Origin of the sequence: Lichenicoccus roseus (genome assembly GCF_005844085.1) — a bacterium.
GTDB classification, from domain to species: domain Bacteria; phylum Pseudomonadota; class Alphaproteobacteria; order Acetobacterales; family Acetobacteraceae; genus Lichenicoccus; species Lichenicoccus roseus.
Genome location: NZ_VCDI01000002.1, coordinates 554,799 through 577,051, shown reverse-complemented (window position 1 = coordinate 577,051; position 22,253 = coordinate 554,799). Strand labels below are relative to the sequence as shown.

Annotated in this window: 13 protein-coding genes and 1 riboswitch; of the genes, 3 read left to right on the top strand and 10 right to left on the bottom strand. The window is 69.9% G+C overall.

Translation table 11 applies throughout. From position 1 onward, the window contains the following. Nucleotides 1-211 precede the first annotated feature (211 nt). From gcvP to FE263_RS07960, 8 genes are all read right to left on the bottom strand, one after another. Nucleotides 212-3,088 (bottom strand): aminomethyl-transferring glycine dehydrogenase, encoded by a 2,877-nt coding sequence (gcvP, locus tag FE263_RS07995; protein ID WP_138325413.1) that lies wholly within the window; start codon nucleotides 3,086-3,088, stop codon nucleotides 212-214. Continuing rightward, nucleotides 3,085-4,251, bottom strand: a complete 1,167-nt coding sequence (gene gcvT, locus FE263_RS07990) for a glycine cleavage system aminomethyltransferase GcvT (protein WP_138325412.1) — start codon at nucleotides 4,249-4,251, stop codon at nucleotides 3,085-3,087. Before gcvT ends, gcvP begins: the two co-directional genes overlap by 4 nt. Before the next feature lie 111 nt (nucleotides 4,252-4,362). Beyond that, nucleotides 4,363-4,450: riboswitch (glycine riboswitch) on the bottom strand. A gap of 28 nt (nucleotides 4,451-4,478) precedes the next feature. Beyond that, nucleotides 4,479-5,024, bottom strand: coding sequence for an opioid growth factor receptor-related protein (locus FE263_RS07985; protein ID WP_138325411.1), 546 nt, complete (start codon nucleotides 5,022-5,024; stop codon nucleotides 4,479-4,481). A gap of 109 nt (nucleotides 5,025-5,133) precedes the next feature. After that, nucleotides 5,134-7,869: a family 16 glycosylhydrolase gene (locus FE263_RS07980; protein WP_138325410.1), complete on the bottom strand. Its 2,736-nt coding sequence runs from the start codon at nucleotides 7,867-7,869 to the stop codon at nucleotides 5,134-5,136. A 541-nt stretch (nucleotides 7,870-8,410) separates the two neighbouring features. Next, nucleotides 8,411-8,959, bottom strand: coding sequence for a YdcF family protein (locus tag FE263_RS07975; RefSeq protein ID WP_240759200.1), 549 nt, complete (start codon nucleotides 8,957-8,959; stop codon nucleotides 8,411-8,413). Then, complete coding sequence (locus FE263_RS07970; protein WP_138325711.1) at nucleotides 8,943-10,190, bottom strand: class I SAM-dependent methyltransferase; 1,248 nt, start codon at nucleotides 10,188-10,190, stop codon at nucleotides 8,943-8,945. The genes FE263_RS07975 and FE263_RS07970 overlap by 17 nt, the downstream gene beginning before the upstream one ends. A 55-nt stretch (nucleotides 10,191-10,245) precedes the next feature. Continuing rightward, nucleotides 10,246-10,989 (bottom strand): glycine betaine ABC transporter substrate-binding protein, encoded by a 744-nt coding sequence (locus tag FE263_RS07965; RefSeq protein WP_138325409.1) that lies wholly within the window; start codon nucleotides 10,987-10,989, stop codon nucleotides 10,246-10,248. Nucleotides 10,990-11,120: 131 nt separating this feature from the next. Beyond that, a complete protein-coding gene (locus tag FE263_RS07960) occupies nucleotides 11,121-12,143 on the bottom strand; it encodes an aKG-HExxH-type peptide beta-hydroxylase (protein WP_171033996.1) in 1,023 nt (340 codons plus the stop codon). A gap of 201 nt (nucleotides 12,144-12,344) precedes the next feature. Here FE263_RS07960 and FE263_RS22055 point away from each other — a divergent pair, with 201 nt between their 5' ends. Beyond that, entirely contained in the window at nucleotides 12,345-16,781 is a 4,437-nt protein-coding gene (locus FE263_RS22055; protein ID WP_171033995.1) for a beta strand repeat-containing protein, read from the top strand. Here FE263_RS22055 and FE263_RS07950 read toward each other — a convergent pair whose 3' ends face one another. Further along, on the bottom strand, nucleotides 16,782-17,669 hold the full coding sequence (locus FE263_RS07950; RefSeq protein ID WP_240759292.1) for a ferritin-like domain-containing protein: 888 nt from the start codon (nucleotides 17,667-17,669) through the stop codon (nucleotides 16,782-16,784). Nucleotides 17,670-17,969: 300 nt separating this feature from the next. Here FE263_RS07950 and sucC point away from each other — a divergent pair, with 300 nt between their 5' ends. Together sucC and sucD are read left to right on the top strand one after the other, a co-directional pair. Next, nucleotides 17,970-19,187, top strand: coding sequence for an ADP-forming succinate--CoA ligase subunit beta (sucC, locus tag FE263_RS07945; protein ID WP_138325407.1), 1,218 nt, complete (start codon nucleotides 17,970-17,972; stop codon nucleotides 19,185-19,187). After that, nucleotides 19,187-20,062: a succinate--CoA ligase subunit alpha gene (gene sucD / locus FE263_RS07940; RefSeq protein WP_138325406.1), complete on the top strand. Its 876-nt coding sequence runs from the start codon at nucleotides 19,187-19,189 to the stop codon at nucleotides 20,060-20,062. The genes sucC and sucD overlap by 1 nt, the downstream gene beginning before the upstream one ends. 49 nt (nucleotides 20,063-20,111) lie before the next feature. Here the strand turns inward: sucD and FE263_RS07935 are convergent, their stop codons facing one another. After that, nucleotides 20,112-22,238 (bottom strand): beta-galactosidase, encoded by a 2,127-nt coding sequence (locus FE263_RS07935; RefSeq protein ID WP_138325405.1) that lies wholly within the window; start codon nucleotides 22,236-22,238, stop codon nucleotides 20,112-20,114. Between the last annotated feature and the right edge of the window lie 15 nt (nucleotides 22,239-22,253).

Below are 22,253 nucleotides of genomic sequence, written 5' to 3'. Positions count from 1 at the left end.
AGTCCACCCGGTCGGGTGGAGAAGCCGCCACCGCTGCATCCATCACTCTCTGCGCGAGGTCGATCGAGGCGACAGGCGCTGCAGCCCGTCTACCCGGAAGAGTTCGGCTGTCGCGGGCAGTCTCCCGGCTTCAGCCTGCCGTTCAGATCATGGTCCGCGTATCGACAGGCCGCAGGGTTCGAGGTCTTCCGGCCGTCCGGCTTCGACCGGATCAATCCGCCGCCTCCGACAATTCCTCCACCGGCGGGCACGAGCAGATGAGGTTGCGGTCGCCGTAGCTGTTGTCCAGGCGGCCTACGGGGGGGAAATACTTGTCGGTGCGTCGCGCGCCGGCCGGGAAACAGCCCTCCTCGCGGGAGTACGCACGCTGCCAGTCGGTCGCAAGAAGATCGGCAACGGTGTGCGGAGCATGGCGCAGGGCGCTCTCCGCCGCCGTGATGCGGCCCTGCTCGACGGCGCGGATCTCGGCGCGGATCGAGATCAGCGCATCGCAGAAGCGATCCAGCTCAGCCTTGTTCTCGCTCTCGGTCGGCTCGATCATGAAGGTGCCGGCGACCGGAAAACTCACCGTCGGCGCATGGAAGCCGTGATCGACCAAGCGCTTGGCGATGTCGTCGACCGTGATGCCGGTGGCATCCTTGATCGGGCGCAGATCGATGATGCATTCGTGCGCGACCCGGCCATGATCGCCGCGATACAGCACCGGATAATGCGACGCCAGCCGGCTCGCGATGTAGTTCGAGTTCAGGATCGCGATCTCGCTGGCGCGACGCAGACCGGCGCTGCCCATCAGCATGATGTAGGCATACGAGATCGGCAGGATCGACGCCGAGCCGTATGGCGCCGCCGACACCGCATGGCTGTCGAACGCCTCGCTGTGCTGCGGCAGGAACGGTGCGAGATGCGCGCCGACGCCGATCGGACCCATGCCGGGACCGCCGCCGCCATGCGGGATGCAGAAGGTCTTGTGCAGGTTGAAGTGGCTGACGTCGGCGCCGTAATGGCCGGGGCGGCACAGACCGACCTGGGCGTTGAGGTTGGCGCCGTCGAGATAGACCTGGCCGCCCGCATCGTGCACGGCCGAGCAGATCTCGCGCACGCTCTCCTCGAACACGCCGTGCGTCGAGGGATAGGTAATCATGATCGCCGCCAGCCGGTCGGCGTACTTCTCGATCTTCGCGCGCAGGTCGGCGACGTCGACGTTGCCGCTGCTGTCGCAACCCACCACGACCACCTGCATGCCAACCATCTGAGCGCTGGCGGGATTGGTGCCGTGCGCGGAGGCCGGGATCAGGCAGATGTCGCGATGCGCCTCGCCGCGGCTTCGATGGTAGCCGCGTATCGCCAGCAGGCCGGCATACTCGCCCTGCGCGCCCGAGTTCGGCTGCAGCGAGACGGCGTCGTAGCCGCTGATCTCGCAGAGCGAGGCCTGCAACTCGGCGAACAGCCGCGCATAGCCCTGCGCCTGGTCGGTCGGCGCGAACGGATGCATGTCGCAGAAGCCGGGCCAGGTGATCGGCATCATCTCGACGGTGGCGTTCAGCTTCATCGTGCAGGAGCCGAGCGGGATCATGGTACGGTCGAGCGCCAGGTCCTTGTTGGCCAGCCGGCGCAGGTAGCGCAGCAGGTCGGTCTCCGAGCGATGCGCGTGGAACACCGCATGGTCGAGCAGGCGACCCTGCCGGCGCAGCGCCTCCGGGATGCCCTCCGGCATGGCGTCGAGTTGCGGCCGCGAATCGCCGGCCACCGCCTGCCACACCGCGCGCACCGTCTCCTGCGTGCTGGTCTCGTCGAGGCTGATGCCGATCAGGCCGCTCTTCTCGCCGACATGCCGGCGCAGGTTGAACCCGGCCGCCACCGCGCGCGCATGCACCGCGTCGGCATCCTTGCCGGCATCGATGGTCAGGGTGTCGAAGAAAGCGTCGTTGCGGACATCGACGCCGAGCTTCCGAAGTCCCGCCGCCATGATCTGCGTCAGCCGGTGCACCCGGCGCGCGATCGCGGTCAGGCCCTCGGGGCCGTGATAGACCGCATACATCGAGGCGATCACCGCCAGCAGCACCTGCGCGGTGCAGATGTTGGAGGTCGCCTTCTCGCGGCGGATATGCTGCTCGCGGGTCTGCAGCGCGAGCCGGTAGGCCGGCCTGCCGTGGCTGTCGATCGAGACGCCGACCAGCCGCCCCGGCAGCGAGCGCTTGAACCCGTCGCGGACGGCCATGTAGGCGGCATGCGGCCCGCCATACCCCATCGGCACGCCATAGCGCTGCATCGAGCCGATCGCGATATCGGCGCCGAGTGCGCCGGGCGGGGTCAGCAGGCACAGCGCCAGCGGATCGGCCGCCATCGCCACCACCGCACCGGCCGCATGCAGCGACGCGATAGTCGCGCGATGGTCGCGCACCGCGCCGGAGCTGCCCGGATACTGCAGCAGCGCGCCGAACACGCTGCCGGCTTCGAGATCGGTTGCCGGATCGCCGACCACCAGCGTCCAGCCGAGCGGCTCGGCGCGGGTGCGCAGCACCGCCAGCGTCTGCGGATGGGTGTCGGCATCAACGAAGAAGTCGTTGGCGCGGACCTTGGAGCTGCGACGCGCCAGAGCCATCGCCTCCGCCGCCGCGGTGGCCTCGTCGAGCAGCGACGCATTGGCGACATCGAGACCGGTGAGTTCGCAGACCAGGGTCTGGAAGTTCAGCAGCGCCTCCAGCCGGCCCTGGCTGATTTCCGGCTGGTATGGCGTGTAGGCGGTGTACCAGGCCGGGCTTTCCAGGATGTTGCGCTGGATCACCGGCGGCAGCACGGTGCCGTGGTAGCCCTGGCCGATCAGCGAGGTCAGCACCCGGTTCTCGCCGGCGATGCCGCGCAGACGGTCCAGCACCTCGGTCTCGGTCAGGCCCGGCGCCACGCCATCGGCCAGCGGCTCCAGGATGGAGGCGGGCACCGTCTCGGCGATCAGGCTGTGCAGGTCCGGCGCCTCGACCACACGCAGCATGGCGGCGACCTCGCCGGCATCCGGTCCGATATGCCGGCCCATGAAGGCCTGCGCGTCGGGGCCGGTGCCCTCCCAGATGGCAGCTTCGGTGATGGTCATGCTGCGGTCCTCTTGGCGTTTCGCTTGTAGCCGGGGGTGACGAATGGAAGCGGTGCGACGCGGACCGGCACCGGGCGGCCACGCAGCTCGGCGACCAGCCGGGTGCCGTCGGCCGAGTGACCGGTTTCGACCATCGCCATCGCCATCGGCGCGTTCAGGGTGGGCCCGAATGCCCCGGACCGGACGGTGCCGATCGAAGGCGCGTTGAAATCCTCGCTGGCGAACAGCCTGGTGCCGCCTCGCAACGGCGCGCGGCCTTCCGGCAGCAGCCCGACCCGCCGCCGCCCTGCCCCGGAGCCCAGTTCGGCCAGCACGCGGTCGGCGCCGGGGAAGCCGCCGGCGCGGACGCCGCCGATACGACGGCTCTTCTGGATCGACCATTCGAGCGCCGCCTCGGCCGGGCTGGTGCCGGCATCGAGATCGGTGCCGTACAGGCACAGGCCGGCCTCGAGTCGCAGGCTGTCGCGGGCGCCGAGGCCGATCGGCAGCACACCCGGTTGCGCCAGCAGCGCCTCGGCGACCCGCACCACATCGGTCTGCGGGATGCCGAGCTCGTAGCCATCCTCGCCGGTATAGCCGGAGCGCGAGACCATGCAGGACACGCCCGCCACGTCGAGCGGGCGGACGTCCATGAAACTCATCGCGGCGGCCTCCGGGGCGAGCGCCGCCAGCGCCGCTTCCGCGCCGGGGCCCTGCAGCGCCACCAGCCCGCGCTCGAACAGCGGCTCGACGGTGCAGGCGTCCGACAGGTGGGCGCGCAGGTGCAGCAGATCGGTCTGCTTGCAGGCGGCATTCACCACCAGGAGCAGGTGGTCGCCGAGATTGGCCACCATCAGGTCGTCGAGGATGCCCCCCTGCGGATCGGTGAACAGCGTGTAGCGCTGCCGGCCGGGTGCGATCGAGACGATGTCCGCCGGCACCAGCCGTTCCAGCGCCAGCGCCGCATCAGCCACCAGGCCCGAGCGCGGCCGCAGCCGGATCTGCCCCATGTGCGAGACGTCGAACAGCCCGGCCCTGGCGCGGGTGTGCAGATGTTCGGTGAGGATGCCGGCGGGATATTGCAGCGGCATCTCGTAGCCGGCGAACGGCACCATGCGGGCGCCGAGCGAGACATGCAGGGCGTGGAGCGGGGTGCGGGCGACGGCGACGTCGGACAGGGCCATGGGACACACCTCGCTGGCCGGCGTAGTGCCGGTCCGTTGGTGCCCCTTCTGTCGGTTGGCCTGAGATCGTTATCCCGTCGGCGGGCGCGCGAGACGCCACTTTCCAGAAGCTAGAGCTGGGCGGTCCTTTTGCCTGAGAGTTTCCGGGGCGGTTGCTCCTTCGGCGCCGGGTGTCACCGGTCTCTCCCGCGTCAGCCCATCCTAGATCGCGTTGCGCTGCACCAAAGTCAAGGAATTCCCGGGTGATCGGGCCCCGCTGCCTGCCGCCAGAAGCCGAGGCTGCGGGCGCCGATCGCCTGCGCGCCGCCGGGCGCCGCGTACACCCGCTCCAGCGCCGCCAGCGTCAGGGTCGCCTCGTGGCCCAGCCCGGCCAGCGCCAGGCAGCGCAGGATGCGGCTGATGCGCAGCATGTTGTGGTCGCCGGGCCGCATCCAGTGCGCGCGCACGACACTGGCCGCATCCAGCGCCGCCACCGGGGCGCCCGGGGCGGCGATGGCCTCCAGCCGGTAGAACGCCAGCATCCGCCGCCAGGATCGCCTCAGCGCCTCCTGCAGCCCGGGGTCGTGCTTCAGGGTGGCGATGTCGGTGCCGGTCAGGATCGGCGCGTCCGGGTTGAAGCCGCTGGCTTCCGGAAGCGGGAACAGCCACTGGATGTAGTCGTGCACCGCTTCGAGCCGGCGGTCGTCCCAGGCCTGGATCTCCTCGATCCGGCGTCCGCTGCCGTCGGTTCCGGCGCCGCTCAGGAAGTCGAGGATGCGGGAACTGGTCGCCATGAAGAAACTCCGCCGTGGCCTGCCTGGAGCTGTAAAGCTCCGGCGTGCCACGGCGGATGCATTCCGGAGTGTGTGACCAGGACCCGGCTTGCAGGCCGGATCGGTCGGTTCAGGCCGCGGTCGCGCTGGCGGAGTTGTGGTTGGCGACGATCAGCGTGCTGGCGCTGGCGGTGCCGGCGGGCATCAGCGCGGTGATGCTGCCGGTCGCGGTCTTGGTGAAGTCGTAGGTGGCGGTCGTGCTGGAGCCGTCGAGCGTCAGCTGCAGCACATGGGCGCCGGCGGTGACGTCCTGGATGTGCATGCTGAAGGCGCCGTCCTTCAGTCCGTCGCGCAGGGTGCCGAGATAGTGGCCGTCCATGGTCTCGCGCATGGTGGCGGCGCTGCCGATCTCCTTGTCGCCGGTCATCAGCAGCAGGCCCTTGTCCTCGGTGAGGCTGGAGATGGTGAGGCCGCTCGGCGTGGCGGTGCTGCTGGACGAGCCGCCGGCCGGCTGCGTGCCGGTCGGGGCGACGGTCACGCCGGTGCCCGCCGTACCGCCCGTACCGCCCGTGCCGCTCGCCGACGTGATGAAGCTCATGCTGGCGGTGAGGTTCGACTGGTCGAGTGTCAGCTGCAGGGTGTGGGTGCCGGCCGTGGTCGGCGCCGCGAGGACGTAGCGGAACGAGCCGTCCGCCGCATTGTCCTGGATCACACCCTTGTAGCTGCCGTCGACGACGTCGCGCACCGTGGAGGCCGAGCCGATCGCTCGGTTGCCGATGACGACGAGCTGGCCATTGGTCTCGGTGATGCTGGAGATGGTGAACGATTTGGCGACCGTGGGGTCGGTGATGGTGATCGCCGAGGATGCCGCGGTTGTCACCGGGCTGGCCAGGCTGCTGGCCACCTGCACGGTGTCGCCGGTGTTGGCGAGGTGCAGCGCCACGGTGCCGGTGCCGTTGACGATGCTCACCGCCTGGTAGCCGCTCTCGACCGCGCCGGACCTGGTCAGCACTTCGGCATAGACCGTGCCGGAATTGCCCGACGCGGCGAGGTTGGTCGTGGTTATGGTTTCGGTGACGGTGACGCCGGCGCCGACCTTGGCTTCCTGCACGGAACCGGGCGCGGAGACACTGATGGTGGGCTTCGGCGCCGGCGTTGTGGTCGTGGCGCCCGGCACGGTGAAGCTCTTGCTGGCGGTGAGGCCGGACTGGTCCAGCGTCAGCTCCAGCGTGTGGTTGCCGGCGGTGGTCGGCGCCGCGAGATCGTAGGTGAAGCTGCCGTCCGCTGCATTGTCCTGGACCACACCCTTGTAGGAGCCGTCGATGTAGTCGCGCACCGTGCTGGTCGAGCCGATGGCGCGGGTGCCGGTGACGACCAGCGTGTTGTTCACGTCGGTGATGGAGGTGATCGTGAAGGTCGGGGCGGACGCTACGACGGGCGTCGTCGGGGCGACCGGCGCGGTCGCGACCGGATCGGTGATCTTGACAGCTGCCGACTTCGCGGTGACCGACGGCGAGGACGTGCTGTTGGCGACCTGGACGATGTCGCCCGACTGCGCGAGATGCAGGGACACCGTGCCGGTGCCGGCGGCGCCGATGGCGACCGCCTGGTAGCCGCTCTCGACGGCGCCCGACGAGGTCAGCACCTCGGCATAGACGGTGGAGACACCGGTCGCGCTGATCGTCTCGGTAACGGTGACGCCGGCGCCGGCGCCGGCCTCCTGGACGGTGCCGGGTGCCGAGACCGCGAGGGTCACCGGGATCGTCGGCGCGGTGGGAGCGGTCGGCGCGGTGGGCGCGGTCGCCGCCGCATCGGTGATGGTGATGGCGCTGGAGTAGCCGTTCACCGCGGCCGCGCCCGAGGTGTCGCTCGCAACCACGAGGAAGTCGCCGGTGTGCTGGAAGGGAACGCTGATGGTGGCCGTGCCGGCGCTGTTCAGCGTCACCGCGGTCCAGCTGCTCTCGGCGCCGTAGGTCTTGGTGAAGACCGCCTCGTAGACCGTGGCGCCGGGCGTGCCGGTTATGATCTCCTTGACCGTGACGCCGGCGCCGACGCTCGCTTCCTGCACCGTGCCGGGTGCCGAGACATTGATCGCGGCGGTGTCGGCGATCGGGCCGGATGGGGTGGCGGTCGTGGTCGTCGTGGTGATGGTGGAGGTTGCGATGCCGGCGCGGCTGATCTGAGCGGCCATCACGCTACCGGCGCCGCCATCGGAGGCGAGATCGGCGGAGGATGTATACTGCGCCTCGGTGACATACATGCCGACCGAACTGTTCTCGTTCTCGGCGCCCATTCCCATCACCTGGTTGGAGCCGCCGTGCGCGTAGTCGGTCGGCACGGTCGAGCCGGTGACCTGGTAGATCTCCTTGCCGTCGATATAGAAGGTTAGCGATCCCGCCTCCCAATCCATCGAATAGACATGCAGCTTGGTGAGGTCGAGGCCGGTGGTGCCGTGCGAGCTGTAGCCGTTGTCGCTGCCAGCAGAGGACTGGTAGTAGTGCAGCGTGGACATGGCGGTCTTCGAGTTGTCGAACGTCTCCAGCATGTCCATTTCGGTGATCAGCCCGGGAGCGGCACCGTCGAGCCACTGGTCGTCGGCGCGCCACAGCAGCAGGTAGTCACCGGCGCCCTGCCCGGAATACTCGTAGCGCGCCGTATAGCTGTACAGTCCGTAGCCCTCGCCTGCACTTGCTCCTGACGGGCTCTGCATGATCCCCATCGGGGTGTAGTCGGATCCCGACGAGCCGAGCCAAAGTCCCGCGGACGACAGCGAGTGTTCGTCGGAGTTTCCCCAGATGGTGGTGAACGGGGTGTTGTACAGGCTGGTAGTGGTGGTGAAGTTGACGTCGAAGGAACCGTTGCTCATCACACGGCTCCCTGTGCGGGAGCATTACGGTGAACGCTGCCATCGGCCCGGACCGCCGAGTTGTGTGCGGTATCGTAATGAACATGGCTGGGATTGGTCATGGCTGGAATTCCTTCGGGACAATCGATCGGGGGGTTAATTCAAGTATTCGGGAAATTCGGGACCGCGGGTGGTCCGGCGGCCTGCTGTCAAAATCGACCGGCAAGCCTTTGATGCTGAACCACGACGCGAGCTAAACATCTGTAAATGAATAAAATCCCGACCGGATGTCGAATTACGCAGTCACTCGCTTCCGGCTGGTTTGCAAAGTCTCGTTATAATGTCTCGCGTTTTTGATAGTCACATCTTCGATAGCAGCGTTCGGCCACTAGGTAGCGGGGTTATTCCTGAACCGCAATCGAAACCCGCTCATTGGATGACGAAAAAATACCGATTTCGTGATCAGCCGGGAGCAGGATTTGTTCGATCAAGACCCGGATTGAAAACAATACTGTAAAATACAGTATTTCCACGAATCCGTGAGACCTCGTGGGCCACCATGTCATGACAAGAGGCGTCGGAGGCTCCGGCGCCTTGCGATCGCAAGCAGCATCAGCATCGCGTCCCACGGCAGCGCCGGCACTTCGCGCAGCCGCCAGTACCAGCGCTTGCGCCATCGCGAGGAGGCCGGCATCGGCGGTGGCGGTGCCGGACGGGCCGCAACCCCGGCAAGCCGCAGCAGCAGCACGCAGCGAGGCAGATGATAGGCGCTGCTGGCTGCATAGACCGGGCCGCGGTGGTCGCGCGCGCGCAGGATCGCGGCGCAGGCCAGCACCGAGGCGAGGGTGTCGCGCGCGGTGTCCTCGCGCACGATGCGGTGGTCCGCAACTCCGTGCTCGCGCAGCATCGCCGCCATCGCCGCCGCTTCCGATGGGCCATGGCGGCCGATGCCGCCGGTCGGAATGTAGAGCGGGCCCTGCAGGCGCCTGCCGAGAGCCAGCGCAGCTCGCACCCGGCCGGCCAGCGTCGGGCTGGGCGAGCCGTCCGGGCGCAGTCCGGCGCCGAAGATGACGATGGCAGCCGGAGCCGCCGGATCAGCCCGGGGCGGCAAGCAGCACGCGATTGAGCCGGATGAGCGTTGCGGCGGTGTCCCGCCAGGCCGGCTCGAACTGCGCCGGCGCCACGCCGCGCTGGCGCATCGCCTCCGCGATGCCCCCCACCGTGCGCTCGCCGTCGATCAGGCCGAGCAGGGCGCGGGCCTGCGCGGGCAGCGGTATCCGCACCGCCAGGCGTCCGAAGGCGTGCGGCAGGCTGCCGTCCGGGCCGATCTGCCGCGCGAGCTCGGCCGCCGGCATCTCGCGCGCGACCGGCACCGCGTGCGGCGCCGTCGGGTCGGGCGGCGGCGGCGCCTCGCCCGGACGCGTCACATAGGCGATGTGGGTGTTCATGTTGCCGGCGAGCGCCTCGGCCACGGCGGCGCGGTCGAACGGCGGCATTGTCTCCAGCCGGGTGCGCAGCCTCGCATCCGGCAGCAGCAGGGCCGGGTCGTAGCGGGCTGGTTCCAACAGGCAGGCGATGGCCAGGCCGGACGCTTCCACCAGGTGCCGCAACGCCGGCACATCGTAGGCACGGTCGCGCGGGTTGAGCAGCAGGTCGTACAGTCCGGCATCGCCACCGCTGAGATGGTCGCCGAAATTGCCGTTGGCATGCAGCCATGCCGAGCGCGGCAGGTTGCGCATCACCCGCCGGGCGACGTCGAGGCGCCGTGCCGCCGGCTCGGCGGCCGGCGCCAGCAACGCGAGCGCGTCCTGCAGCATGTAGACGCCGGTGCGGCCATGCGGCGCATACACCATCAGGCCGATGCCGCCGCCCGGCGCCAGCAGCGCCGCGAGGTCCCGCAGGGTGCGTTCCGGCTCCGGCAGGTGATGCAGCACGCCGCAGCAATCGATGTAGTCGAACGGACCGATGCCGAGCATGCCGGTCTCCGTCAGGTCGGCCTCGCGGAAGGCGATGTTGGCAAGCCCGCGCACCTCCGCCCGCGCCTTCGCGATGCCGAGCGCTGCGCGCGAGCGATCGAGGCACAGCACGTGGCCCGGACGCCCGGCCTGGGCGAGTTGCTGCGCCAACATGATGGCGCCGTCGCCGGTGCCGCAGCCGGCCACCAGCACGCGCAGCGGTTGCGACCGGGACCGGGCGGCGCCGAATACCCAGTGGTCGATCTCGCGCAGATGTCCCGGGCTGCCGACGATCAGGCGGGTCCGTTCTTCGCGGGCATCGCGCGCCGGGTAGGGGTAGGCCTCGTACTGTTCGGCAAGCGCACGATCGGCGGCATCCCCGGTCATGCCTGCCCCGGGGGCCCGCTCCTCCCCCGCCGCCGGCGTCTCAGCTCCATGCTTCTCAGGCACGCGGTGACAGCCGGCCGCGCTGCCAGGCCTCGGCGGCCTCCTCGGCGCTCATCCCACCCGAGCGCATGGCGTGCGCCAGCGCGCTCACCACCTTGTTGCCAAGCGTCAGTTCGTCGAGTTCGTCGATCAGGTCTGCGTCGAGCGTTCCGCGCAGGTCGGCGCGCAGCAGCAGCCGCGCCTCCTGCTCACCCCCAAGCACACCGCCCGGATCGAGCAACGGCCGCAGCAGCTGGGCGTGCATCAGGGCGTGCGGCTGCGACAGCGGCACGATGCGCGCAGGAACGGCCTCCTCCGCCCAGGCCAGCGCGGCTGCCGCCGTCACCGCCTCGACCGCGTAGCCCTGCCGTCGCAGCCCGCAGGCGTCGAGTGCCCGCTCCGACAGTGCGGCGAGCGGGGTGCCGGCCTCGACCAGGATGCGCCGGTCGAAGCCGGATGCCGTGGCGAGCCCTTCGATCGTCGCCACCTCGCCGCCGGCGACGCACCAGACGAAGCTCGGCCGGTACAGCAGGCCGAGCGGCTGCATGCGGCCGGAAGCCAGCAGCCTGAGGTCGGTTGCCGGCAGCCAGGCGGTGGCGAGCAGGTCGATGGCGCCCTCCTCGATCAGCCCCGGCAGCGCCGCCGGCTCGCAGGGCACGTACTCGACCTCGAGATCGTGCGCCTCGAGCACGCGCGCCACCGCGGCCGCGCTGGCCTCGTGCACGAGCGTGTCCGCATAGCCCAGCCTGATCGTGTCCATCTGCTTCCCTGCCTCTCGATCGGCGGTTCCAGCAGGTGCGGCCCCGCTTCGCAAGAGCCGGTCCGCCGGAGCCGCCTCGCGCGCGGTCGAGCAGCGCCGGCAGCAGACGGCTGCCGCGACAGCCGGATGAACTAGCCGGTTGCCGAGGCTGCCTGCATGAAGGCGGTCGCCTCGTCCATCACGCGGCCGCCGGTTGCGGTCGGCAGGCCATGCGCGCGCACCACCGCGGCGCCGGCGCCGAAGGCACGGCAGGCGGCGTCGTGCGCGTGGGCGGCCTCGAGACGCTCAGCGGTGTCGAGCACGTCCCCGGCCAGCAGGCGCTGCAACGCGAAGGCCATGCGGGCCGAGACGAAGCTGGCATGCAGGATGCCGTCCATCGGCCGCGGATCGCTGCGCAGCGGGGAGGCGTAGAGCACGGCCGGATCGTTGCGGACCATCGGCGCTCCCTTCGACAACCCGAACAACAGCGCGTGCGCCGCTTCGTGCACCAGGCCTGCGGCCATCGAGACGATGGTTGGATGTCGCCAGGGGTTCAGGAACGCCGTGCCGCGCACCGCAAAGCAGGTGGCGCCCCCGAAGCCGTCCGGGCGATGCGCGGCGGCGGCAAAGACGGTTTCGGTGACCAGCACGTCGGTCTCTGCGGCGAGCGCCGGATCGGCGGTGGCAAGCGCAGAGCGCGCCTCGGCAAGCCGGCCGCGGGCATCGTGGACGATGTCGGCCGGCGCCGGCGCCAGCGCCAGCGACGAGCCCGGCTGTGCGAGCAGCACGCGCCGCATGCGCTGCCAGTCGACGTCGGGCAGCGAGGCATCGCCGAAGCCCCGCACGCTGCCCGGGATCCAGGCGAGATCAACCGTCGCTATCTCTGCCAGCCTCCGTGCCAGCGCGTCGGGATCGTCGCTGCGTGCGGCCTCGAGGCAGGCCTCGTGGAGCACGAACACCGACGGCGCGATCGCTGCCGTATTCGCGAGAAGGCCGGCCTGGCGGCGGAGCGCTCCCTGGTCGATCGCGATCACCCCGAGGCAGCAGCGGCCGAGTTCGATCAGGCTGCCGGCGAGCAGCGCGGCGACCGCGCGGTCGATCCGGCGCACGCGATGCGCATCCGGAAGGAAACCGAAACCTGTCGTGTCGCGGTCGTCGTGATTCCTGTGGAACATGTTCCGGCCCCGCTCGGCGCTCGCCTGATCAGCGCAAGCATTCAAAAGATGCCCGCTGATGTAATCGAGCATAAACCATTTGCGAAATCATTACGTAATAGTTTCTAACAGCGGCGGGTTTTTGCCGCTCGGAAACATCGACTGTGTCGCCGTCACGCAGAGACCCGCGCCTTTATTGATAGGTCCAGTCCGATGATTGCAATGACCGACGACCGGCCTTCCGCCGGCGCGCCGCAACGCCGGCTGCAGTTCGATCCGGCCAGGCTGCTCGGCTTCGCGCCCTCCCCACCGATGGTCGGCGACGGCTTCACCGCGTCCAACTGGACCCAGTTGGAAGCCGACATCGTCGCGGTGAACGCGGAACCCGGCAAACAGACGATCACCCTGTCCGCCAACATCGCCGAGACCGGCAACCTGACCGCGATCGACCTCCAGGCGCTCGCCAGCCTGACGATCATCGGTGACGGCCATACAATCGACGGCGGCGGCCTGTATCGCGGCCTGTTCGTCGAGGCGGGCACCGTCGCGGTGCAGAACCTGACTATCAACGACGCCGTGGCCCAGGGCGGCGCCGGCGGCACCGACACCGTTGGCGGTGGCGGTGGCGGCGGTGGTGGCGCCGGGCTTGGTGGAGGTGTCTTCGTCGGCGCCGGAGCCTCCGTAGTCTTGGACGCGGTGAGCTTCACAGCGGATGCAGCAATCGGCGGCGCAGGGGGCGGCGGGGGTGCCATCCCGATCTTTGCCGGCGGTGCCGGCGGCGGCGGCGGCGGGCTGGCAGGCGCAGGTGGAGCAGGGTTAATCAACATCGGCGGGTCTGGCGGCGTGCCGGGAGTGGGTGTTCTTGCCGGCGGAGCGGGCGTTGGCGGCATTGGCGGCGGGGATGGACCCGGTGGAACGGGAGCCTTTGGCGGCGGCGGTGGCGGCGGCGGGGATGGCAATGGCCCGACCGGCGGTGGTAGCGGAGGCTTTGGCGGCGGCGGCGGCGGCTCCGACTTCTTCTCCGGCGCCCCCAGCGGGAGCGGCGGCTTCGGCGCAGGCAAGGGCAATTCGCTAGCTTCCCCGGAAACCGGGGGCGGCGGCGGCCTGGGCGCGGGCGGCGACGTCTTCGTGCAGGCCGGCGGAGCGCTGACCATTGGCGCCGGTTCGCTCGGCATCGCCACCGTCGGCGGCGGTGCGGACGGCGGCAGCGCCGGGGCGGCTGGCGCGGGCTATGGCAGCGGGCTGTTCCTGCAGGGTGGCCCGGTCACCCTGGCGCCGGCCACCGGACAGACCCTCACAATCGCCGGCACCGTGACCGACGAATACGGCTCCGATGCGGGCCAGGCCACCGGCACCGCGGGCGCGCTGGTGATCGATGGCGCCGGCACGGTGGCACTCGATGGCCTGAACGACAGCTATACCGGCGGCACACTGCTGGAGCAGGGCACGCTGGCGCTGGGCGCGCCGGATGCCGCCGGAGGCTATGGCCCGGAGCCGGTCGCCGTGAACGTCGGCAGCGAGGTCGGCGCGCCGGCCGTCATTCCCGGCGGCATCACCTTCAGGAGCGGCGGCGATCCGGCCACCCTCGCCTTCTCGACCGCCAATGCGCCCACCCTCAACACCCTGGTCGGCTTCTCCACCGGCGATGTCATCGACGTGACCGATCTGGCCGGCGCGGCCCCGGTGCTGTTCGTGGGCGACGGCAACATCCTCACCGTCACCGGCAGCGACGACCACAGCGTCACCCTGCAGATGGACCCGTCCGCGCCGCTCGGCAGCACCCCGTTCTATGCCGTCGCCGACGGCAATGGCGGCACCGACATCTCGCTCGCACCACCGCCGATGCCGGTGACCGCAACGCTGGTGTCGGATACCGGCGCGTCGTCGACCGACGGCATCACCAACACGGACACGCTGCACGGCACCGCGACCGCGGGCGCCACCGTCACCCTTACCGAGGGCAACGCCATCCTCGGCAGCACGACGGCGAGCGATCTCGGCGCGTGGAGCTTCGCGCCGACCCTGGCGGATGGCAGGCACACGATCGTGGCGACCGCATCCGGAACCGGCACCGGGTCCGCCTCGCTCGGCTTCGTGCTCGACACCGCCCGGCCCGTTTCGACGTTCGGCGACATCGTGACGCGCGGTGTGAATAGCGGCGCACTGGCCATCGACATCCCGGTGCCGACCGAAACCGCCGGCCCCGGCGCCGCCCTGAGCGTCACCATCGAGGAGCTGCCCCGCGATGGCACGGTGACCCTGGCGGGCGTGGCGATCGGCATCGGCGCCACGATGACCGCCGCGCAACTGGGGTCGCTCGACTTCACCCCGACCCCGAACCAGTTCAACGTCCCGGCCTCGGCCCTGCTCTATGCGGTGACCGATCTCGCCGGCAACAGCTCGCTCGGCGAAGCCTTCCTCGCCATCGGTCCCGCGGTCGGACTGCCGGTCCCGGCGGACGCCACCCCGGTCGCCGTCGCCGAGAATGCCGATGCGACGCCGCTCGGCCTGCTGACGCCGAACGATCCGGATTTCGCCTCCGACCTGCTGACCGTTGCCGTGGATACCCTGCCCGACAACGGCAGCGTGACCCTGGACGGCGTGGCGCTCACGGCGAACCAGTCGCTGACCGTGGCGGACCTGGCCGCGCTGGATTTCACGCCCACCACAGGCGTGTCCGGGCAGACTTCGAGCTTCACCTACAGCGTGATCGACCCGGCGGCGAACACCGCCACCGGCAGCGTGACGGTGTCGGTCGGACCCCCGGCGCCGTCCACGCCGGTCCTCGCCGCCGGCAGCGACAGCGGCGCCCAGGGTGACGGGCTGACCAACGACAGCACACCTACGATCGACGGCACCGGCATCGCAGGCGACACCGTCACGCTGTATGTCGAGCAGGGAAATGCCGGGCCGGGTGCGGCCATCCTGGGCTCCGGGACAGTCGATTCCGAGGGCAACTGGTCGATCGTGAGCAGTCCGCTTGCGGATGGCGCCTATACCGTGCTGGCCGCGCAGGCGGATGGCCAGGGCATTCGCTCGACCGCCTCCGGACCGCTGGCGCTCACCATCGACACCGTGCCGCCGCCGGCGCTGGCCGTCAGCCAGACCTTCTCGGACGGACTGCTTGCATCGGTCGGGCCGCAGGACGTCGTCACCATCTTCCAGGGCGACCGGACGATCGCGAGACTCGGGGCCGACGACAACGGCGACGTCGCCTTCCTGCCCTCGATCCTCGCTGCCGGCAGCTACAGCCTGACCGCGACGGTTACCGACGCCGCCGGCAATGTGTCGCAGCCGAGCACCCCGCTCGCAATCGTCGTGGAACCCGACCGCAGCTTCGCCATCGACACCGATGCCGGCGCGCCGGTCGTCAGCCGGTACAGCGACACCGACGTGCTGCAGAGCCAGGCCACCACCCAGCTGAACAACTCGGTCGTCACGCAGAGCTTCTCGCCGGCCGATGCGCTGGTGCTGACCACCATCACCAACCCGGCCAACCTGCTCGCCCAGAGCGTGTCGGCGGAGGCCACCACGCGCAACATCTACGACAGCGCGGGCACCCTGATCGGCACCGTGGCGGAGGCCGGGGCGGCAGACGGCATTGCGGCGCCCGGGTTCCTGACCGCACCGGTCGCGAATGGCGCCACCACCACCACCGATGCCGTCGCCAACGTGATCGACCTGACGTCGCAGAACCAGACGCTGGCGCTGTCAGGCAACGACACCGTGATCGCCGCCAGCGGCAACGACACCATCAGCGCCGGGGCGTGGGCGGTGTCGGTGACCGGCGGTTCCGGCCTGCTCACCTTCTACGGCGGGATCGGGTCGAGCACCGTGGCCGGCGGCGCCGGAACCGCCACCATCGACGGAGGTGATGGCGGCGGCAGCTTCACCGGCGGGGACGGAGGCTCGAACGTGCTGGCGGCGGGGCGAGGCAACACCACGCTCGCCGGCGGCGGCAGTCACGACCTGCTGTTCGGCGGCGCCGGCGGCAGCGCCCTGTTCGGCAGCAGCGGCGGCCACGACACCATCATCGGCGGTTCGGGCGTCGGCACCATCTTCGCCGGCACCGCGGACCTGGTCTTCACCGGCAGCGGGCAGTCCACCGTCACCGGCGGGACCGGTGGCGACGATACCGTGATCGGCGCCGGCAACGGCGAGATCTTCGGCCGCGGCACGGACAACGCGCTGTTCGCCGGCACCGGCTACGACACGCTGCATGCAGGCGGGGGTGGCGATACGCTGGTCGGCGGCACCGGCCGCTCGGTGCTCGTGGGGGGCGCCGGCAGCACCGAGTTCATCGCGGGCGGCGGTGCCTCGACGGTCATCGGGGGGACCGGCAGCGACACGATCTGGGGCGGCGCCGGAACGCTGACGGCATCACTGGGCGGCGGTGCCGACACCGTGGTGCTCGGATCCGGCACGACCACAGTCGACGGCGGCGGCGATGCCGACCGCTACGACATCATCGCCGGCGAGGCCGGCGGACGGGACGTGATCGCGGGCTTCAAGACCGGCATCGACAGCATCTCGCTGTTCGGCTACGCGGCGGCGCCCACGGTCACCGTGGCCGGCGGCAACACGACGCTCGGCCTCGCCGACGGCACCATGGTGACGCTGCTCGGCGTCAGCCAGCTCGCACCCGGCTCGGTGATCTAGCTATTCGGCGGCAACCTGGCGCTGCGGAGCGCCACGACGGGCGCTGCCATACCGCCGCGGCGGCCGACCCGGCCGGATCACCGTCTCGAACTTGCGGCGGCGGCGCTGCATCAGACCGAACGCCACGCGCGCCGCACCCCGGCAGACGCGGCCGTGCGGCCTGAAGCCGATGGTCTTGAAGATCATCGCCACCGCGCGGTCGAGATGACCCTGCCTGTAGAAGCCCATTGCGCGGGCCATGTAGGCGGCGATGCAGCGCTCGTGATCGTACGCCATGCCCACCGGCTCGTTGGTGGTGTGGTAGGCGAAGGCAAGCTCGTCATCCTCCGTCTCGGTGACCCGGCCGAGGGCGATGCGGGTGCGCTGCCAGACGCCGATCCGCTCGCGCTTCAGGTAACGGTGCATGTGGTCGTAGAACAGCTTGAAGTGCCGGTACTCGTCGGCGGCGATCTGCTTGCAGATTGCCTTCAGCACCGGCTCGGCGGTGGCGTCGGCGAGTGCGGTGTAGAACGACGAGGTGCCGGTCTCGACCATGCAGCGCGCGATCAGTTCGCCGGTGCGCGAGCCACGCACCGAGGCGTCGACATCGAGCGGGATGTGGTAGCTCGCGCGGTAGCGCGCGAACGCCGCCGGATAGTCCCATGACGGATCGGCCAGCATCGCCCAGCGCCCGAGCGCGTCGCCGTGCTGCACCTCCTCGATCGCCCAGTTGTCGGAGGCGGCCTGGAAGGCGACGTCGTCGGTGAAGACGTTGTTGAGATAGACCGCGTAGTCGGTGCCGTTGCGCTCGACCACCGAGGCCGCCTTGACCAGCAGCAGCACATCCGGATCGACCAGGCTGGGGTCGAAGCGGTCCCAGGCCAGGTCGTCGACACGCCAATGCTTCATATCCACGCCTCTAGCTCATGCAAGGCCGCCCTACCTGGCGCCGCGCCATCCGAACAGCGTGAGATGCCACGGGTTCGCATCCAGGCAAAGGGCGGACGGCAACCTTGTGGCGCCCGGGCCACAGATCGAACGGCCGGAGCCCCAGGTGACTTGTTCCCGTCGGAGTGCGATGATCCGGGCTGCGCACTCCGGCATCCGGGCAACCGGCGGCCGGTCGCTGTCCCGCGACCGCCTTGCGGGGCAGCGCTTCACTGACCTCGGCCCGATCGTCCCGGGCACCCGGAAGGAACCCCTGCTGCGATGAATATCCATGAATACCAGGCCAAGACCCTGCTGAAGGGTTTCGGCATGCCAGTGCTGGAAGGGCGCGTGGCGCGCTCTCCCGAGGAGGCGCTGATCGCCGCCCGCACCCTCGCCGGGCCGGTGATCGTGGTGAAGTCGCAGATCCATGCCGGCGGGCGTGGCGCCGGGCGCTTCAAGGAGGACCCGAACGGCAAGGGCGGCGTCCGCCTGGTGAAGTCGCCGGACGAGGCCGAGGAAGCCGCGCGCGCGATGCTGAACAGCACGCTGGTCACCAAGCAGACCGGCCCCGCCGGCCGCGTGGTGCACCGGCTCTACATAGAGGACGGCTGCGACATTGCGCGCGAGCTGTACCTCTCGTTGCTGGTCGACCGCTCCACCGGCCGGGTCACCATCGTCGCCTCCGAGGAGGGCGGCATGGAGATCGAGGAGGTGGCGTCGCACAGCCCCGAGAAGATCATCAGCCAGAGCATCGATCCGGCCACCGGGTTCTCCGGCTATGTCGGCCGCAAGGTGGCCCGGCAGCTCGGCCTCGCCGGCAAGACCGCCGCCGCCTTCACCCGCGTGGTGCAATCCGCCTACGACGCCTTCGTGAAGCTCGACTGCGCCATCATCGAGATCAACCCGCTGGTGGTGACCGGCGCCGGCACCCTGGTGGCGCTGGATGCCAAGGTCAGCTTCGACGACAACGCGCTGTTCCGGCATCCGGAGCTCGAGGAGTTGCGCGACGAGGCCGAGGAGGACCCGAAGGAGCTGGAGGCCGCCCGTCACGGGCTGAGCTACATCGCGCTCGACGGCAACATCGGCTGCATGGTGAACGGCGCCGGCCTTGCCATGGCGACCATGGACATCATCAAGCTGGAGGGCGCCGAGCCCGCCAACTTCCTCGATGTCGGCGGCGGCGCCACCAAGGAGCGCGTGGTCGCGGCCTTCAAGATCCTGCTGTCGGACCCGAACGTCGAGGGGCTGCTGGTCAACATCTTCGGCGGCATCATGCGCTGCGACATCATCGCGCAGGCGGTGATCGAGGCCTCGCGCGAGGTGAAGCTGCACGTGCCGCTGGTGGTGCGTCTGGAAGGCACCAACGTCGAACTCGGCCAGAAGCTGATCGACGAGAGCGGGCTGCCGATCATCAACGCCGACGACCTGTCGGACGCCGCGCGCAAGATCGTCGCCGCCGTCAAATCCGAAACCGCCAAGAAGGGAGCGCGCGCGTAATGGCGATCCTCATCGACGCCGACACGCGCGTCATCACCCAGGGCTTCACCGGAGCCCAGGGCACCTTCCACGCCGAGCAGGCGATCGCCTACGGCACCAAGATGGTCGGCGGCACCACGCCTGGCAAAGGCGGCCAGACGCATCTCGGCCTGCCGGTGTTCGACACCGTGATCGAGGCGCGCGAGAAGACCGGGGCCACCGCCTCGGTGATCTACGTGCCGCCGCCGTTCGCCGCCGACGCTATCCTGGAGGCGATCGACGCCGAGATCCCGCTGATCGTCTGCATCACCGAGGGCATCCCGGTGCTCGACATGATCCGGGTGCGCGGCGCGCTGCTGCGCTCCAGGAGCCTGCTGGTCGGGCCGAACTGCCCGGGCGTGATCACCCCCGACGCCTGCAAGATCGGCATCATGCCGGGTCACATCCACCGTCGCGGCAAGGTCGGCATCGTGTCGCGCTCCGGCACGCTGACCTACGAGGCGGTGGCGCAGACCACGGCGGTCGGGCTCGGCCAGTCCACCTGCGTCGGCATCGGCGGCGACCCGGTGAAGGGGCTCGACTTCATCGAGGTGCTGGAGATGTTCCTGGCCGACCCCGAGACGGAGTCCATCGTCATGATCGGCGAGATCGGCGGTGCTTCCGAGATCGACGCGGCAGCGTTCCTGCGCGACAACAAGGTCAAGAAGCCGACCATCGGCTTCATCGCCGGTGCCACCGCCCCGCCGGGACGTCGCATGGGCCATGCCGGCGCGGTGATCACCGGCGGCAACGACACCGCGGCGGCCAAGATAGAGGCGCTGGAGAGTGCGGGCGTACGCGTGGCGCCGTCGCCGGCGGTGCTCGGCCCGACGCTGCTGGAGGCGATCCGCGGCTAGGGCAGACCCTACGGACGCATGAGGGAGCGGGGGCAGGCCGCCTCCCCCCTCACACCGTGCGGTCCGGTCGCAGCACGCCGCAGCCATAGGGTTCGAGATCGAGGGTCCCGCCCTCGATCCGCGCGCCGGTGACAAGCTCGGTCGCCCGCGGGATCCCGGCAAGGGCGACCGGGTCGGACCGGGTATTCTGCACGAAGAGCAGCTGGCGATCCGCCGCCTCGCGACGGGTCACCTCGACGCCAGCCGGCAGGTTCCGCAGCAGGGGCTCGATCCCGGCGCGTGCGAAGAGCGGCGGGAAGATCATCTCGACAAGCTCCGGGGTGAGGAAGCTGCCGACATAGACGACGAGGCCGCGTCCGACGGCCCGCGCGGTGACGGCGGGGACGCCGGCGAGGAACCTGGTGCTCCAGGTGGCAATCGTCTCGGTGCCCTGGTCGGGTGCCAGGCACTCGTACCACCAGCCGGCATCGACCGTCCCGCCCGCGGTGGCGATCGCGTGCCGGCGGCGGGAGGATTCCGCCGGCAGCGCCGCCAGATGCGGTGGCGTGCGATGACTGGCCGGCAGCGCATTGGCGCCGGGCGGCGGCAACGGTCCGAACTCGGTGACGGCGACACCGGCAAGCTCGCGCAGCGCGCCCGGCGGGGTCGAGGCGATCATGTGGTTGTCCGGCGTGTGCGCTCCCGTCCGGGCGCCGATGACGAGCACGCCGCCGGCCTCCACGAAGGCGGCAAGCGGGGCGGTCCAGCGCGGCTCCCAGAGCGCCCAGTGCGGGACGAAATAGAGCTTCAGGCGTCCGATCTCGTCCTCGGGATGCACGAAGCCGCATGCGATGCCACGCTCGTAGCAATGGCGGTGCAACGGTCCCGACGCCTCCTCCGGGCCCGGCAATCCGAGCGGATAGGCCTTCAGCCCCTCCTCGTTGTCGAAGTCGGGGCCGGCGATGCCGACATCCATGTGCACGGTGGTGCCGAGGATGGTCGCCGCCATCCGGCCGACCTCGCCGGCGAAGCGGGCCGCCTCGTCGTAGCGACGGCGCGGCACGTCGTCGTGGTCGATCACCCCCATCCAGTAGATCTCGGCGCCGTAATGCGCCGGACGCCAGCGGAAGAACATCAGGCCGTCGACACCGCGGGCAATGGACGAATAGGCCATGCGGCGCATCTCGCCCGGTTCCGGAACGACGGTCGCAAAGCCGGGCTGGCTGCCGAAGCCGCTCTGCTGCTCGGGCACGACCAGGTTGCCGGCGGCACCGCGCACGAGATCGAGCTGGACCGCCTGCAGCCAGGCATGGCCGGCGCGCTGGAACTCGTCCTTCAGCAGCGGGTAGACGTCGTAGCTGAGAAAATCGAGGTCGTTCGCAAGCGCGCCGCGCATGTCGATGTCGCGTATCACGCCGATATTGTGGGTTATGAACCAGTCCGGATTGACGGCGCGCAGGATCTCGACCTGGTCACGCTGGAACATCGCGGTCGCATGCGCCAGGTAGCGGTGATAGTCGAGCACGTGGGACGGGTTCGCGGCGACCGGCGCCATCGGGTACGGCGGATCGACGTGATCGAAATCTAGATAGTCCTGCGCCCAGAAGCGACCGCCCCAGGCCTCGTTGAGGCGCTCGACGCTGCCATGGCGCTCGCGCAGGAAATCGCGGAAGCCCGAGGCTGCGGCGGCCGAGTATGATTCCGAATACGAGGTGTTGAGCTCGTTGTCGGTCTGCCAGCCGATGACACCCGGCATGTCGCGGTAGTGCTCGGCCATGATGCGCGTGATGCGGCGGCTGTGCTCGCGGTAGCGCGGGCTGGTGTTGTCGGCATGCTGGCGCGAGCCGTGCCGGTGCGGGGCGCCCGTCGCGGTGACACGCAGCAGGTCGGGCTCCGCATGGGTCAGCCAGCGCGGCGGCGTCGCCGTCGGGGTGCACATCATCGTGCTGACGCCGTGCGACGCGAAGACCTCGACCGCGCGGTCGAACAGGGCGAAGTCGTATTGTCCGGGGCGCGGCTCGAACAGGTTCCAGGCGAATTCTCCCATGCGCACGACGTTGAATCCGGCGGCGGCGATGCGCCTGGCGTCGCGCTCGAGAAAGGCCGGATCGACATGCTCGGGATAATGCGGCACGCCAAGCAGGAAGCGGTCGAGGCTGAGGGTCCGCCACGCGGACAACTTCCGATCGGTCTTCATGAAAAACTCCGGTCA

Excerpts from the sequence above, each read along its gene's own strand:
- gcvP (WP_138325413.1), bottom strand. The coding sequence starts at position 3,088 with ATGACCATCACCGAAGCTGCCATCTGGGAGGGCACCGGCCCCGACGCG.
- gcvT (WP_138325412.1), bottom strand. The coding sequence starts at position 4,251 with ATGGCCCTGTCCGACGTCGCCGTCGCCCGCACCCCGCTCCACGCCCTG.
- FE263_RS07985 (WP_138325411.1), bottom strand. The coding sequence starts at position 5,024 with ATGGCGACCAGTTCCCGCATCCTCGACTTCCTGAGCGGCGCCGGAACC.
- FE263_RS07980 (WP_138325410.1), bottom strand. The coding sequence starts at position 7,869 with ATGAGCAACGGTTCCTTCGACGTCAACTTCACCACCACTACCAGCCTG.
- FE263_RS07970 (WP_138325711.1), bottom strand. The coding sequence starts at position 10,190 with ATGACCGGGGATGCCGCCGATCGTGCGCTTGCCGAACAGTACGAGGCC.
- FE263_RS07965 (WP_138325409.1), bottom strand. The coding sequence starts at position 10,989 with ATGGACACGATCAGGCTGGGCTATGCGGACACGCTCGTGCACGAGGCC.
- FE263_RS07960 (WP_171033996.1), bottom strand. The coding sequence starts at position 12,143 with ATGTTCCACAGGAATCACGACGACCGCGACACGACAGGTTTCGGTTTC.
- FE263_RS22055 (WP_171033995.1), top strand. The coding sequence starts at position 12,345 with ATGACCGACGACCGGCCTTCCGCCGGCGCGCCGCAACGCCGGCTGCAG.
- FE263_RS07950 (WP_240759292.1), bottom strand. The coding sequence starts at position 17,669 with ATGAAGCATTGGCGTGTCGACGACCTGGCCTGGGACCGCTTCGACCCC.
- sucC (WP_138325407.1), top strand. The coding sequence starts at position 17,970 with ATGAATATCCATGAATACCAGGCCAAGACCCTGCTGAAGGGTTTCGGC.
- sucD (WP_138325406.1), top strand. The coding sequence starts at position 19,187 with ATGGCGATCCTCATCGACGCCGACACGCGCGTCATCACCCAGGGCTTC.
- FE263_RS07935 (WP_138325405.1), bottom strand. The coding sequence starts at position 22,238 with ATGAAGACCGATCGGAAGTTGTCCGCGTGGCGGACCCTCAGCCTCGAC.